The sequence below is a fragment of the Mycobacterium kyorinense genome, from assembly GCF_002101735.1.
GTDB classification, from domain to species: Bacteria; Actinomycetota; Actinomycetes; order Mycobacteriales; family Mycobacteriaceae; genus Mycobacterium; species Mycobacterium kyorinense.
This window is the reverse complement of the sequence record NZ_LQPE01000031.1, coordinates 1-14,594: the sequence shown is the minus strand read 5'-3', so window position 1 is coordinate 14,594 and position 14,594 is coordinate 1. Positions and strand designations below refer to the sequence as shown.

Genomic DNA, 14,594 nt, shown 5'->3' with positions numbered 1-14,594 from the left:
AAATGATCTACCGGATCACTCAAGACGACCGCGCCCGGTTCAAACGCTGTCGGCGGCAGTGGGATTTCGCGTCGCCGCACCGACGCGGCCTTGAGCCGGCCGCGGTTGTCGATGGCGCCTTGCCGGCCGCGCTCGCCGATGCGCTCGCCGTCTACTACTACCCGGGCACCTGGGACTGGCCACCTGAATTGAAGCAGTCGCTGGTACACAAGGCCGCCGCACGCGCGCTCGACGACGCCTGCGCGACGGACCGGCTACCGACTGCGACGGCGTTACTCGACACCTACGACGCCTGGGCGCGCACAGTCGACGACTTCGCGCCCGTGAAAATCGACCACGACGTTGCGGGGCTGGTGCCTGATCCCCGTGATCCCGATCGCGGTTTGACGACGCCGGACGGATCTGCGGTGATGTACACCTGCCGGATCGACCTAGTGGCAGTCGACGCGGCAGACGAGTACTGGGTGACCCGTCACCAGGTCGTCGACGAATGGCAGGAGCTGGACGCGTTGATGCGAGACGAGGCAGCGATCGCAGGGTGCTGGGCGTGGGAGCGGGAATACCTGGGCATGGAGATCGCGGGCACGATCCACAACGAGGTGCGCATCACCGGTTCGCTCGATCTACCGTCTGCCGATCGCACAGCGAACGGTTGGTCGACTCGGGTCCGTCAAAGCGAGCCCAGCGGCGGCGGCCGGGCGATCCCACAGCACAGACGGATGCTGGCGCGCACCGCACGCACCGGCGTCAACCGGGTCGAGCAATGCACGGCGGGCCTGCTGCGACGGACCCACATCCGTCGCCGTCGCGCCGAGATCGACCAGGTTGGCGTATTGATCGGTGCCGAGGCGATCGACATGACCAGCGATCCGGCGATCTACCCGACATTCGCCCCCCACTGCCAGACGTGTGAATTCAGCGGCCCGTGCCTGGCCCAAACAGAGGGAACCGACCCCGAACCCCTGCTGGCGCAACGTTTTCGCCGTCACACGGCCGACGATCGACGCAAGCCGAGGCTGGGCCAGTCGACGTGGGGATTCGGCAGGGGAGCGGCACCACCCACGTGGTGAATTCGCACCGGATTGTGACGAATGTCAAGGGCCGAATGTGACCGACGCCATTGCCGGCCCCAGCACTGACGACCGACCCTGACTCGATCGACATTGTTTGCTCAGGGAGAACCGGTGGCTATGGAGCCAAGTCATGTGGCGTTTGCCTACGACCTGACCCTCGATGAGGCACGCCGTCGCGCCGCCGTCCTCGAGGCGATCGGAGACGACTGGGACCCGCTCGAGGTGCTGGCCGAAGAGGAACGCGCTTACGCGATGCTGTACTCCGGCCTGGACGACGAACAACAGCGCCTCTACGAAGAGCTGGTGAGCGCTGGAGTGCTTCCCGATCGGATGGCTGGCCATGTTCCCGATTGATCCGACTGCCGATCGGGGTCGCCGCGCCTGGTTCGGCTGCCCACAGTGCAACCACGGTGTCAGTTGCACCGACTGCCAGAGCAGCCGGAATTGCGATGACCACTGGCAATACCTGCTGAGCAACCAGGCCTGGCTGCTGCATTTGCAATGCCCCGACTGTGGCCATCTGTGGTCGATTGACAGTCGGTCGTCGGCCAGCGCCGCCTAACCACCCGTCAACCGCGGAAGGTGATCAGCGGGATCGCCATCTCGGCGGCCGTGGCGGCGCCGTGGAAGCCCACCAGCCTCGCCACTTCCGGCGGCTCGTGATCCGTCGCCAGCACCGCGGTGTCGCCGGTGCAGGTGACGACGACGTCGCCGATTCGCCGCAGGTGCTCGGGGCGCACCGGTCCGAACAACCCGGCCGCCACCGCGTCGTCGCGGCTGTACACCTCGGCGCGGCCTGCCAGTACCTCGCTCCACGCGGCAACCACGTCGGGCGTCGCGCCGTCGACGGTATGTAGGTAGCGCACCCGCGGGTCCCCGGCCACCGCATGCACACCTGCGGCCAGCCGCGGGTCGGCATCGAGGTCGACGCGGGCGGCCGGCGGCACGTTCAGCCCGCCGTGGTCGGCGGTGACCAGCAGCGCCGCGTCGGGCGGCAGCGCCTCGACCAGCCGGGTCAGCAGCGCGTCGACATCGGCCGCCGCAGCGTGCCACTCGGGCGATCCGATACCGCACAGATGCGCGGCGGTGTCGAGTTGGGCGGTGTAGCCGTACACCAGGCCCGGTCCGGCGGCCAGGACGTCAACCAGGCGCCCGGCGTAATCGTCGTCGGGGTTGGTCGCGTGAAACTTCGCGCCCCGGTAGGCCGCCTCGGTGAGCCCGCTGCCGATGAAGTGCGCCGGAAGCACGGCCCCCGCGCTCAGTCCGGCCCGACGCAGCCGCTCGAACCAAGTCGCGACCGGCTGCCACTGCGTGGGCGGCGGATCGTCGCGCCAGAAGATGTGGTTCAGCACCCGGTCGGAGTCGGGCAGCTTGACCGTGAAGCCCAGGACGCCGTGTTCACCGGGCGGCACCCCGGTCCCCAGCGACACCAGGCTGGTCGGCGTCGTCGACGGGAACGTGCAGGCCAGTTCGTCGAGCCGGCCGGTCTGCCTGGCCAGCACCGACGCGAGCAGCGGCGCATCGGCGGCCAACTCCGGCAACAGGTGCCAGCCCATCCCGTCGACCAGCACCACCGCGACGCGGCGCACGTCGCCGACCCGCTCAGCCAGGCCCAGCGCGTCGAACGCATCCGGTGCTCCGAGCAGCGCAGCCGCGGCGGGCAGCACGTCGCAGATCGAACCGACCACGACGGCCAGTCTGGCAGCCGCGCCGCGCATCCTGCGCGATACTGGATGGGTGACCAGGCCATCGGCGCTGGATCCGGCCGTCACCGAGCGGATCGGCGAGCTGCTGCGCGCGCACGGGCTGCGGCGAATGGCCTCACGGATCGCCGTGCTGGCGGTGCTCGAGCCGGTCCACGGCCATCTCTCGGTGGCCGAGATCGACCAGCGACTGCGTGACTGCCTGCCCGCCGGCGAACCGCCGCCGGACCTGGCGACGATCTATCGCACCGTGACCACCCTGGTCGAGCAGGGTGTGCTGCATGCGCTGACCCTCGAAAGTGGCGTTACCACTTACGGTTTGGCCACCGACCCGCACCATCACGCGGTGTGCACGCGCTGCGGCGCGATCATCGAAGTGCCGGCGCAGCAACTGACCTCCGCGCTGGAGCATGCGATGGCGGGCAGTTCGTTCACGCTGTCGGAGCGGGCCGGCCTGACCCTGCACGGCCTGTGCCCGCAATGCCAGGCCGACTCAGCGCAACCCGAGTAACGCGTTCTCGACGACTTCCGGCAGCGCCGGGTGAATCCAGTACTGACCGCGGGCCATCTGCTGTGCGGTGAGCCCGAAGCTCATCGCGCCGATCAGTGGCTGGATGATCGACGACGCCTGGTGGCCCATGATGTGCGCGCCCAGCAGCCGGCCGGTGCCGCATTCGGCGACGAGCTTGACAATGCCGGTGGTGTCCTCCATCGCCCAGCCGTACGCCACGTCACCGTAGTGCTGGATCTTCACCGAGACATCGAAACCCTTTGCCACCGACTGGTTTTCGGTCAACCCGACGCTGGCGATCTGCGGATCGGTGAACACCGCCGACGGAACGTAGCGGTGGTCGGTGGCCACCATCGCCTCGGTGTCGTCCCAGTCGCAGAGCAGATTGTGCTGCACCACGCGGGCCTCGTGGTTGGCGACGTGTTTGAGCTCGTACGGCGACGACACGTCGCCCAGCGCGAAAACGTCACGCGCGGTGGTCCGTTGGTATTCGTCGACCACGACGCGGCTGCCGGCGATCTCGATTCCGGCCTGCTCGGCCTCCAGCAGATCGCCGTTGGGTTTGCGGCCGGTGGCCACCAGCACCGCGTCGGCGGTCAGGGACGACCCGTCGTCGAGTTCCAGCACGATCCGCGAACCGCGGTGGTGCGCGCCGACGACGTTGTGGTGGGTGCGCAACTCCCATTTGGTCGACGCGATGCGGGTAAACCGTTGGGACAGCGTGTCGTCCAGGTGCCGCAGCAGCGTGCCGCCGCGGATCACCAGCGTAATCCGCACACCCAGCGCGGAGAAGATGTGCGCGAATTCGGCCGCCACGAATCCGCCGCCGATGATCACCAGGTGTTCGGGCAGCTCGGCGATGCGCATGATCGTGTCGCTGGTGTGGTATTCGACGCCGCACTCCAGGACGGCCGGTGGTGCGACGGGCCGCGATCCGGCCGCGATCACCACCTGGTCGGCGGTGAACTCGTCGCCGCCGTCGGTGCGCAGCAGGTAGCGCCCGTCCGGCTGCACCGGCCCGAATCGGGTGTGTTGGCTGTAGACGTCGACGTTGGGGGAGGACCGCCGGTAGTCTTCGCCGCCGATCGCGATCGGGTCGATGCGCCCGAAGATGCGTGAGACGATGTCGTCCCAGCGCACCCGGTCGATGTGCGCGTCGACGCCGTAACGGGCGGCGCCACGGATGGTTTGGGCGACCTCGGCGGCGTAGACGAACATCTTGGTGGGGATGCAACCCACGTTGAGGCAGGTGCCGCCGAAGGTGCCCTGCTCGCAGATCGCCACGCGCTTACCGGCGTAGCGTTCGTCGAGAATGCTGTTGCCCGAACCGGTTCCGATGATCGCGAGGTTGTAGGTTTCCATCTTCATCCATTCGGCGACGGTACGGGTTGGGTGGCGCCGAGGTAGTCGTCCAGCCAGACGTCCAGCTGGTGGTAGGCGGCTTTCCTGGGCTCTGGCATTGACAGGAACACGTCGTGCTTGGCGTCTTCGATGGGGACGACGGTGGAGCGGTTGCCGATGCAGCCGGCCCACCGGGCGATCTGGGTGACGTCGAGAACCGCGTCGCCGCATTGCAGTTCGACCGAATCGGCGTCCTCGGCCACGCTGTGATCCGACCGCAGAATCAGGTTGGGCACACCCACGTCGAGCCCGCGGTGCAGCCGGGCCTGGCCCCGCCGAACGGCGTGCAGCCAGCCGAAGGTGATCGGGAAGCCGCCCAGCGGCTTCCATGCCAGGTCGTACTCGAACTCCCCGTGGTAGTCGCGGTGCAGGCTCGCCCCGTAGCCGCCGGGGCCGGGTGCCCGGGCCACCCGCCACTTGGCGACCCGCGCAGTGGCGGCGATCAGTGCGGAGGTCAGTGACCAGCGCAGCACCGCCGGCCCGGGCAGGTCCAGCAGCGGACTGTTGAGTACCAGGCCGCCGACACCTGCCTGCCCGATGACGCCGCGGCGTCGCAGCCGGTCCAGCCACAGCGGCACGATCAACCCGCCGGTCGAATGGCCGTAGGCCAGCACCCGGGCCGATTCGGTCTGCTCGCCGATGACGCGCAGCGCGTAGTCGAGTTCGGCGTCGTAGCGGGCCAGGTCGGTGGTGAAGTGCGGGGTTTGGCCGGCCCGTCGCGAGCGGCCGCATTTCTGCAGGTCCAGCGCGTAGAAGGCGAATCCGCGGTCCGCAAAATGGTCGGCCAGCGCGGTGTGGAAGAAGTAGTCGGTGTAGCCGTGCACGGCCAGTACGGCGTGCGGCGCGGGCGCGGCGTCGCCGCGGCGCACCAGGGTCGCAACGAGCTCACCCTCGCCGTCGGGATCCGGACCAAGGTCGATGGCGTGCTGCCAGTAACCGGGCAGGACATCGCGCTGCCAGCTACTCACGTTCGCCAGCTTAAAACGTGCTCGATCGCGCCCGACCCCGCCGGGATAACCTGAGGACCAATGACCACGACCGCCAAGACCGATGTCGTGCTCGTGGGTGCGGGCATCATGAGCGCCACGCTGGGTGCGCTGCTGCGGCGGCTGGAACCGGACTGGTCCATCACGCTCGTCGAGCGACTTGACGGCGCCGCCGCCGAAAGCAGCGCCGCATGGAACAACGCCAGCACCGGGCACGCCGGACTGTGCGAGTTGTTCTACACACCGGAACGGCCGGACGGCTCGATCGACGTCGGCAAAGCGGTGCGGGTCAACGAGCAGTTCCAGGTCACCCGCCAGTTCTGGGCGTACGCGGTGGAAAACGGGATGCTGTCCGAGCCGCGGAGCTTCCTCAACCCGATCCCGCATGTCAGCTTCGTGCAGGGCGCGCACCGGGTCGACTACCTACGGCGGCGCCGCGAGGCTCTGGCCGACAACCCGTTGTTCGCTCACACCGAATTCGTCACCGGCGCCGACGAGTTCGCGCGCCGGCTGCCGTTCATGGCGGCCGGGCGCGACTTCGCCGAGCCGGTGGCGCTGAACTGGGCCGCCGACGGCACCGATGTCGACTTCGGTGTGCTGGCCCGCCAGCTCATCGCCTACGGCGTGCAGCGCGGCACCACCGCGCTGTTCGGCCACGAGGTGCGCAACCTTCACCGTCAGCGCGACGGCGGCTGGACGCTGACGGTCCGCAACCGCCGCACCGGCGAAAGCCGCACGCTGAATGCGAAATTCGTGTTCGTCGGCGCTGGCGGCGACGCACTGCGGCTGTTGCAGCGCGCTGGCATCAAGGAAGTCAGGGGATTCGGCGGTTTCCCGATCGGCGGCCAATTCTTGCGGAGCCGGCATCCCGCCGTCGTCGGTGCGCACCGGGCCAAGGTGTACGGCCTTCCCGCGCCCGGCGCGCCCGGAATCACCGCGCCGCATCTGGATGCGCGGGTCGTCAACGGCAAGTCCTGGCTGCTGTTCGGGCCGTTCGCCAGCTGGTCCCCGCGGTTTCTCAAGCAGGGCCGGGTCACCGATCTCCCGCGCTCGGTGCGCCCGGACAACCTTGTGTCGCTGCTGAGCGTCGGCGTGCGCCAGCGCAGATTGCTGAACTATCTGCTCGGCCAGCTGCGCCTGCCGAACCCCGCCCGCATGGAGGTGTTGCGCGAATTCGCCCCCAGCGCAATGGATTCCGATTGGGAGTTGGTGCTGGCCGGCCAACGGGTGCAGGTGATCCGGCGCGGAGGACTCGAATTCGACACCACGGTCCTGACTTCCGCCGACGGCAGCATCGCGGGACTGCTCGGGGCGTCGCCGGGCGCGTCGACGGCCGTGTCGGCCATGCTGGAGGTGTTGGAGCGCTGCTTGGCCGAGCGCTACCAGTCCTGGCTGCCGACTTTGAAAGAGATGGTGCCGTCGCTGGGTGCGAGTTTGTCGCGCGAGCCGGCGCTGTTCGAGGAGGTGTGGTCGTGGGGCAGCAAGGTGTTGGGCTTATGACGGTGTCGCTGCGCCGCGCGTGGGCCAAAGACCTTGATGCGCCGACCCTTTACGAGCTGCTCAAGCTGCGGGTGGAGGTGTTCGTCGTGGAGCAGGCCTGCCCGTACCCGGAGCTGGACGGCCGCGATCTGCTCGCCGAAACGCGGCATTTCTGGCTGGAAGCCCCCGACGGAGAGGTGATTTGCACGTTGCGGCTGATGGAAGAACACGCCGGCGGCGAGAAGGCGTTTCGCCTCGGACGGCTGTGCACCAAGCGCCGCGCCCGCGGCCAGGGCCACACCACCCGGCTGCTGCGCGCCGCGCTGGCGGAGGTCGGCGACTATCCGTGTCGCATCGACGCGCAGGCCTACCTGGCGGACATGTACGCCCAGCACGGCTTCGTTCGCGACGGTGACGATTTCGTCGAGGACGGCATCCCGCACGTGCCGATGCTTCGGCCGGGCACGGGAGCCGAGGCCCACCCGTGAAGCCGTACCCGTTCAGCGCGATCGTCGGCCACGAGCAGCTTCGGCTGGCGCTGATCCTGTGTGCGGTGCGCCCGGAGATCGGCGGGGTGTTGATCCGCGGCGAGAAGGGGACGGCCAAGTCGACGGCGGTGCGCGGCCTGGCCGCGCTGCTGTCGGCCGCCTCCGAAGACGCCCGGCTGGTCGAGTTGCCGATCGGCGCCACCGAAGACCGGGTGATCGGCTCACTGGACTTGCAGCGCGTGTTGCGCGACGGCGAGCACGCGTTTTCCCCGGGGCTGCTGGCGCGTGCACACGGCGGCGTGCTCTACGTCGACGAGGTCAACCTGCTGCACGACCATCTGGTCGATCTGCTGCTCGACGCGGCCGCGATGGGCCGGGTGCACATCGAACGCGACGGCATCTCGCATTCCCACGAGGCCCGCTTCGTGCTGATCGGCACGATGAACCCGGAGGAGGGCGAGCTGCGTCCCCAGCTGCTGGACCGCTTCGGCCTCACCGTCGACGTGCACGCCTCGCGCGACGTCGACGTGCGGGTCCAGGTGATCCGGCAGCGGATGGCCTACGAGGCCGACCCGGAGGGATTCGCCGCCGGGTATGCCGACGCGGACGCGGAGCTGGCGCGCCGCATCGCGTCGGCGCGTGCCCTCGTCGACGATATCGCGTTGCCGGACAACGAGTTACGCCGCATTGCGGCGTTGTGTGCGGCGTTCGACGTCGATGGGATGCGCGCCGATTTGGTGGTGGCGCGCACCGCGGTCGCACACGCCGCCTGGCGCGGCAACGACACCGTCGACGAGCAAGACATCCGGGTGGCCGCCGAGCTGGCGTTGCCGCACCGGCGCCGCCGCGACCCGTTCGACGAGCCGGGCATCGACCGCAACCAGCTCGACGAGGCACTGGAACAAGCCCGACAAGCCGACCCCGAGCCAGAGCCGGATCCGGACCCGCCCGGCGGTGGCCAGAGTGCCAATGACTCATCGCCACAACCGAATTCGTCACCAAGCCGGCCGACCACCAAACCTAGTGCGCCGCCGTCGGCAACGTTCCGCACCCGGGCGCTGACCGTCCCCGGCGTCGGCGAAGGCGCACCGGGCCGCCGATCGCGGGCCCGCAACGCCACCGGCGCCGTGGTGGCGTCCAGCGACACGGACGGTCACGGGCTGCACCTGTTCGCCAGCGTGCTGGCCGCCGCCGAGCACACCGACGTGGCAGGCCGAATTCGCCTGCAGCCCAGCGATGTTCGCCGTGCAGTGCGCGAGGGCCGGGAAAGCAACCTGGTGATCTTCGTCGTCGACGCCTCCGGCTCGATGGCGGCGCGAGACCGGATGGCCGCGGTCAGCGGCGCGACGCTCTCGCTGCTGCGCGACGCGTATCAGCGCCGCGACAAGGTCGCGGTCATCACCTTCCGCCACGACGGGGCACGACTGTTGCTGCCGCCGACGTCGTCGGCGCACATCGCGGGACGGCGACTGTCCCGGTTCGACACCGGCGGCAAAACGCCTCTCGCGGAAGGACTGCTGGCCGCCCGCGAACTGGTGCTGCGGGAGAAGGTGCGGGACCGGTCGCGTCGTCCGCTGGTGGTGGTGCTCACCGACGGCCGGGCCACCGCGGGGCCGGATCCGTTGGGGCGCAGCCGGACCGCGGCGGCTCTGCTCGTCGCCGAGGGCGCGGCCTCGGTGGTGGTGGACTGCGAGACCTCGTTTGTCCGGCTGGGGTTGGCCGAGCAGCTGGCCCGTCAGCTCGGATCCACGGCGGTGCGGCTCGAGCAGCTGCGGGCCGACTATCTGACCCGGGCCGTGCGCGGCGCAGCCTGAGCACCGGAAGGTAACCGCTTATGCCCCAAGGCCGTCCATTGCAGGTTCCCGACGACGGGCTGACCACCAAGGCCCGGCGCAACACACCGGTGCTGGCGGTCCACACCGGACCGGGCAAGGGGAAGTCGACGGCCGCCTTCGGCATGGCGTTGCGGGCGTGGAATTCCGGCATGAACGTCGCGGTGTTCCAATTCGTCAAGAGCGCCAAATGGAAGGTCGGCGAAGAGGCGGCATTTCGGCAGCTCGGCCGCCTGCACGACGAGCACGGCGTCGGCGGAGCGGTCGAATGGCACAAGATGGGCGCCGGCTGGTCGTGGTCGCGCAAGGCCGGCAGCGACGACGATCACGCGGCGGCAGCCGCCGACGGGTGGGCCGAGATCGCGCGGCGGCTGGCCGACCAGCGTCACGACTTCTACGTGCTCGACGAGTTCACCTATCCACTCAAGTGGGGCTGGGTCGACGTCGACGAGGTGGTGGACACCCTGCTGGCCCGCCCCGGCAGCCAGCATGTGGTGATCACCGGACGCGATGCCCCGCCGCGGCTGGTCGACGCCGCCGACCTGGTCACCGAGATGACCAAGGTCAAGCACCCGATGGATGTCGGGCGCAAGGGCCAAAAGGGCATCGAGTGGTGATGCCACCCTTTCCCCGCGAGCGTGCGTGTCCCCGGCCGACACGCCGTGTCGAGAGCCGGGGACACGCACGCTCGCGGCAAAAGGGGACACCATGAGCACGCCCGCGGTCGTCATCGCCGCGCCTGCCTCGGGCAGCGGAAAGACCACGGTCGCAACGGGTTTGATCGGTGCACTGCGGCAAGCCGGCCACGCCGTCGCGTCGTTCAAGGTCGGCCCGGACTTCATCGACCCCGGCTATCACACGTTGGCCGCCGGCCGCACCGGCCGCAACCTCGACCCGGTCCTGGTGGGCGAACACCTCGTCGGCCCGTTGTACGCACACGGCGCCGCCGGTGCCGACGTCGCCGTGATCGAAGGTGTGATGGGGCTTTTCGACGGCCGCATCGACCCCGCTGCAGCCATCCCGGCATCGGGATCCACCGCACACGTCGCCGCCCTGCTGGGCGTCCCGGTCGTCCTGGTCGTCGATGCCCGCGGGCAGAGCCAAAGCATTGCCGCACTACTGCACGGCTTTTCGACGTTCGACCACCAGACCCGTATCGCCGGTGTCATTCTCAACCGGGTCGGTTCGCCCAGACACGAACAGGTGCTGCGCCAGGCCTGCGAGCACGCGGGCATCCCGGTCCTGGGCGCCATTCCACGCAGCGACGAAATCGAAGTGCCCACAAGGTATCTGGGCTTGGTGACAGCGGTCGAGTACGGCCGCCGGGCCCGACACGCGGTCGATGCGATGACGGAGCTGGTCGCTCGCCACGTCGACGTCGGCGCCGTATTCGCCGCAGCCGGAAGCCGGGTCAGCGACGCGCCATGGGATCCCGCGGCCGAAATCGGCGCGGCCCCCGGCGTCACGGTGGCCCTGGCCGGTGGACGGGCGTTCACTTTCGGCTACGCCGAACACGCGGAGTTGCTGCGAGCGGCCGGGGCGGAGGTGGCCGAATTCGACCCGCTCGTCGACCCGCTGCCCGACAAAGCCGACGCCGTGCTGGTGCCCGGCGGTTTCCCCGAGCAGTTCACCGCGGAACTGTCCGGCAACGAGATTGCCCGTCGGCAGATCAAGGCACTTGTCGCGGCCGGCGCACCGGTGCACGCCGAATGCGCCGGGCTGGTGTACTTGGTGTCCGAACTCGACGGATACCCGATGTGCGACGTGCTGGCCGGGTCGGCGCGGTTCACCGAGCACCTGACATTGGGCTATCGCGATGCGGTCGCAGGTGCCGACTCGCCCCTGTACAGGGCAGGCGAACGAATCGTGGGACACGAATTCCACCGCACCACAGTCACTTTCAGCACACACTACGACCCGGCGTGGATTTACCGCGGACACGGCACACCCGCCCGCGACGGGGCGGTGCACGACGGCGTGCACGCGGCATACCTGCATACCCATCCCGCGGCCGCGCCGGATGCGGTGGCACGCTTCGTCTCGCATGCCGCGGCCTCTAGAGTAAGCCGGTGACCGAGAACGCCTACCTGGCCGGGCTGCGGCTGACCGGCAAGAAGGTCGTCGTGGTGGGCGGCGGCACCGTCGCGCAACGCCGGCTGCCGCTGCTGGTCGCCAGCGGCGCCGACGTGCACGTCATCACCCGCTCGGCCACCCGCGCCGTCGAGGCGATGAGCCGAATCCGGTTGTCGCTGCGCGAGTATCGCGACGGCGACCTCGACGGCGCCTGGTATGCGATCGCAGCCACCGACGACCCGCAGGTGAACGCCGCGGTGGTCGCCGAAGCCGACCGTCGGCGAATCTTCTGCGTACGCGCCGACATCGCCGTCGAGGGCAGCGCCGTCACCCCGGCGACGTTCGACTACGCCGGATTGTCGGTGGGCGTGCTGGCCGGCGGCGAGCACCGCCGCTCGGCGGCAATTCGCTCGGCCATCCGCGAGGCATTGCAGCAAGGACTGATCACCCCGGAAAGCTTTGCGAGCGACGACGTCGTGCGCGGTGGGGTGGCGCTGGTCGGCGGCGGCCCGGGCGACCCGGAACTGATCACCGTGCGCGGCCGCCGATTGCTCACCCAGGCCGACGTCGTTGTCGCCGACCGACTGGCGCCACCCGAACTGCTCGCCGAGTTGCCCCCGCACGTCGAGGTGATCGACGCCGCCAAGATCCCGTACGGGCGCGCGATGGCCCAGGACGCCATCAACGCGGTGATGATCGAGCGGGCGAAGGCCGGGCAATTCGTGGTGCGCCTCAAAGGAGGCGATCCGTTCGTCTTCGCCCGCGGCTACGAGGAAGTACTGGCCTGTGCCGATGCCGGCATTCCGGTGACCGTCGTGCCCGGTGTGACGAGTGCCATAGCGGTGCCCGCATCGGTGGGCGTGCCGGTCACTCATCGCGCCGTCAACCACGAATTCGTGGTGGTCAGCGGGCATATTGCGCCCGGGGAGCCCGAATCGTTAGTGAATTGGGACGCATTGGCGGCGTTATCCGGCACGATCGTTTTGCTGATGGCCGTCGAGCGCATCGAACTTTTCACCGAAGCCCTGCGCAAAGGCGGCCGACCTGCGGAAACGCCGGTGTTGGTGGTGGAGCACGGCACGACGGCCGCCGAACGCACGTTGCGGGCGACGCTCGGCGACGCGCCGCAAAAGATTCGGGCGGAAGGTATCCGACCTCCGGCGATCATCGTTATCGGCGCCGTCGCCGCGTTCGGCACTTAAGCGAATATTAAGATTACTGTAGGGTAGCCCCTTATGACGGCTCTTAATGACGCAGAGCAGGCTGTCCACACCTGGACGGTCGAACGCCCCGAACGAGCGGTCCCGATGCCTTCCATACCTACTCCCACACCGCCGCAAACGGTGTTAGGCCGTTTCAGCAAGTATTTGCCGGAATGGCGCCCGTCGCGCCGGTTCTTCGCCGCGGTGATCGCCATCGCCGGCATGCAGCTGATGGCGACGATGGACGGCACCATCGCCATCGTCGCGCTGCCGAAGATCCAAAACGAGCTCAGCCTGTCCGACGCCGGGCGCAGCTGGGTGATCACCGCCTACGTGCTGACCTTCGGCGGGTTGATGCTGCTCGGCGGCCGGCTCGGCGACACCATCGGCCGTAAGCGCACGTTCATCGTCGGCGTCGCGCTGTTCACGATCGCCTCCGCACTGTGCGGGATCGCCTGGGACGAGGCCACCCTGGTGATCGCGCGGCTGGCGCAAGGTATCGGCGCGGCGATCGCCTCGCCGACCGCTCTTGCGCTGGTGGCGACCACCTTCCCGAAGGGCCCGGCCCGCAACGCCGCGACCGCGGTGTTCGGCGCGATGACGGGCGTCGGCTCGGTGATGGGCCTGGTGGTCGGCGGCGCGCTGACCGAGGTGTCCTGGCGGCTGGCGTTCCTGGTGAACGTGCCGATCGGGCTGGTGATGATCTACCTGGCGCGCACCACGCTGCGGGAAACCGTCAAGGAGCGGATGAAGCTGGACGCCACCGGCGCCGTGCTGGCCACGTTGGCGTGCACGGCTGCGGTGTTCGCCTTCTCGATGGGGCCGGAGAAGGGCTGGATCTCGGTCACCACGATCGGTTCGGGCCTGGTGGCACTGGCCGCGTTTGTGGCGTTCGCCGTCGTGGAGCGCTCCGCCGAGAACCCCGTCGTGCCGTTCGACCTGTTCTTCGACCGCAACCGGCTGGCCACGTTCGCGGCCATGTTCCTGGGCGGCGGCGTGCTGTTCACCCTGACGGTGCTGATCGGGCTGTACGTGCAGGACATCATGGGCTACAGCGCGCTGCGCGCCGGCGTCGGCTTCATCCCGTTCGCCATCGCGATGGGCATCGGCCTGGGCGCGGCCTCGCAGCTGGTGTCGTGGTTCCCACCGCGGGTCGTCGTGATCACCGGCGGCATCCTGGTGCTGGGCGCCATGCTGTACGGCTCGACGCTCAACGCCAGCATCCCGTACTTCCCGAACCTGGTGATGCCGGTCGTGGTCGGCGGCATCGGCATCGGCATGATCATCGTCCCGCTGGCGCTGTCGGCCATCGCGGGCGTCGGGTTCGACCGGATCGGCCCGACCTCGGCGATCGCGCTGATGCTGCAGAACCTGGGCGGGCCGGTGGTGCTGGCCATCATCCAGGCCGTGATCACGTCGCGCACGCTGTACCTGGGCGGCATCAACGGCCCGGTGAAGGACATGAACGCCGCCCAGCTGCACGCGCTGGACCACGGCTACACCTACGGGCTGCTGTGGGTGGCCGGCGTGGCCATCCTCGTCGGCGGGGTGTCGCTGCTGATCGGTTACAGCGCCAAGCAGGTGGCGCACGCCCAGGAAGTCCAGCAGGCCCTCGACGCCGGCGAACTGTAACCGTCTTCTGCCGAACAGACACAGAATCGCATTTTGTTGGGCGGACCTGTGCGATTCTGCGTCTGCTGATGGTCGCCGACGCCTGTTGGCGGCGACCTGCCGCGCCCGGCTTCGCCGCGCCTGCGATCGCCGTCTAGCCCGGATTTTTCGCGGAATGTCGCTTGTTGCGGTGTGTAGATAAGCGAAAGTGCCTGTCCTGCAAGGGATAATTGGA

Annotated in this window: 13 protein-coding genes; 10 read left to right on the top strand and 3 right to left on the bottom strand. The window is 69.0% G+C overall.

Annotated elements, in window-relative coordinates; all coding sequences use genetic code 11:
- Window positions 1-2: 2 nt before the first annotated feature.
- Window positions 3-1,070 carry a hypothetical protein gene (locus AWC14_RS05535; protein WP_045382459.1) on the top strand — a complete coding sequence of 356 codons (1,068 nt, stop codon included), beginning with the start codon at window positions 3-5 and terminating at the stop codon, window positions 1,068-1,070.
- A 120-nt stretch (window positions 1,071-1,190) separates the two neighbouring features.
- Entirely contained in the window at window positions 1,191-1,427 is a 237-nt protein-coding gene (locus AWC14_RS05530) for a DUF6400 family protein (RefSeq protein ID WP_045382456.1), read from the top strand.
- 215 nt (window positions 1,428-1,642) lie between these two features.
- Here the strand turns inward: AWC14_RS05530 and AWC14_RS05520 are convergent, their stop codons facing one another.
- Window positions 1,643-2,761 carry an alkaline phosphatase family protein gene (locus AWC14_RS05520; protein WP_045382540.1) on the bottom strand — a complete coding sequence of 373 codons (1,119 nt, stop codon included), beginning with the start codon at window positions 2,759-2,761 and terminating at the stop codon, window positions 1,643-1,645.
- A gap of 49 nt (window positions 2,762-2,810) precedes the next feature.
- Here AWC14_RS05520 and AWC14_RS05515 point away from each other — a divergent pair, with 49 nt between their 5' ends.
- The gene (locus AWC14_RS05515; RefSeq protein WP_045382450.1) at window positions 2,811-3,287 is read left to right on the top strand and encodes a Fur family transcriptional regulator; all 477 of its coding nucleotides are present in this window, start codon (window positions 2,811-2,813) and stop codon (window positions 3,285-3,287) included.
- Here the strand turns inward: AWC14_RS05515 and mtr are convergent.
- Both mtr and AWC14_RS05505 read right to left on the bottom strand, forming a co-directional pair.
- On the bottom strand, window positions 3,270-4,649 hold the full coding sequence (mtr, locus tag AWC14_RS05510) for a mycothione reductase (protein WP_045382447.1): 1,380 nt from the start codon (window positions 4,647-4,649) through the stop codon (window positions 3,270-3,272). The two genes, AWC14_RS05515 and mtr, sit on opposite strands and share 18 nt — an antisense overlap.
- Window positions 4,650-4,651: 2 nt before the next feature.
- The gene (locus AWC14_RS05505; protein ID WP_045382444.1) at window positions 4,652-5,656 is read right to left on the bottom strand and encodes an alpha/beta hydrolase; all 1,005 of its coding nucleotides are present in this window, start codon (window positions 5,654-5,656) and stop codon (window positions 4,652-4,654) included.
- Between the two features lie 60 nt (window positions 5,657-5,716).
- On the opposite strand from AWC14_RS05505, the gene mqo reads away from it, so the two are divergent.
- The 7 genes from mqo to AWC14_RS05470 all read left to right on the top strand — a co-directional run bounded on the left by mqo (window position 5,717) and on the right by AWC14_RS05470 (window position 14,380).
- Entirely contained in the window at window positions 5,717-7,174 is a 1,458-nt protein-coding gene (mqo, locus tag AWC14_RS05500) for a malate dehydrogenase (quinone) (protein ID WP_045382441.1), read from the top strand.
- Window positions 7,171-7,641, top strand: a complete 471-nt coding sequence (locus AWC14_RS05495; RefSeq protein WP_045382439.1) for a GNAT family N-acetyltransferase — start codon at window positions 7,171-7,173, stop codon at window positions 7,639-7,641. Before mqo ends, AWC14_RS05495 begins: the two co-directional genes overlap by 4 nt.
- On the top strand, window positions 7,638-9,455 hold the full coding sequence (locus tag AWC14_RS05490) for a magnesium chelatase subunit D family protein (RefSeq protein WP_045382436.1): 1,818 nt from the start codon (window positions 7,638-7,640) through the stop codon (window positions 9,453-9,455). Before AWC14_RS05495 ends, AWC14_RS05490 begins: the two co-directional genes overlap by 4 nt.
- A 20-nt stretch (window positions 9,456-9,475) precedes the next feature.
- Complete coding sequence (gene cobO / locus AWC14_RS05485) at window positions 9,476-10,090, top strand: cob(I)yrinic acid a,c-diamide adenosyltransferase (protein WP_045382434.1); 615 nt, start codon at window positions 9,476-9,478, stop codon at window positions 10,088-10,090.
- Window positions 10,091-10,181: 91 nt separating this feature from the next.
- A complete protein-coding gene (locus AWC14_RS05480; RefSeq protein WP_045382431.1) occupies window positions 10,182-11,546 on the top strand; it encodes a cobyrinic acid a,c-diamide synthase CobB in 1,365 nt (454 codons plus the stop codon).
- Window positions 11,543-12,748 (top strand): uroporphyrinogen-III C-methyltransferase, encoded by a 1,206-nt coding sequence (gene cobA / locus AWC14_RS05475; protein WP_045382428.1) that lies wholly within the window; start codon window positions 11,543-11,545, stop codon window positions 12,746-12,748. The genes AWC14_RS05480 and cobA overlap by 4 nt, the downstream gene beginning before the upstream one ends.
- 33 nt (window positions 12,749-12,781) lie before the next feature.
- Complete coding sequence (locus tag AWC14_RS05470) at window positions 12,782-14,380, top strand: MFS transporter (protein WP_045382425.1); 1,599 nt, start codon at window positions 12,782-12,784, stop codon at window positions 14,378-14,380.
- The last annotated feature ends 214 nt before the right edge of the window (window positions 14,381-14,594 follow it).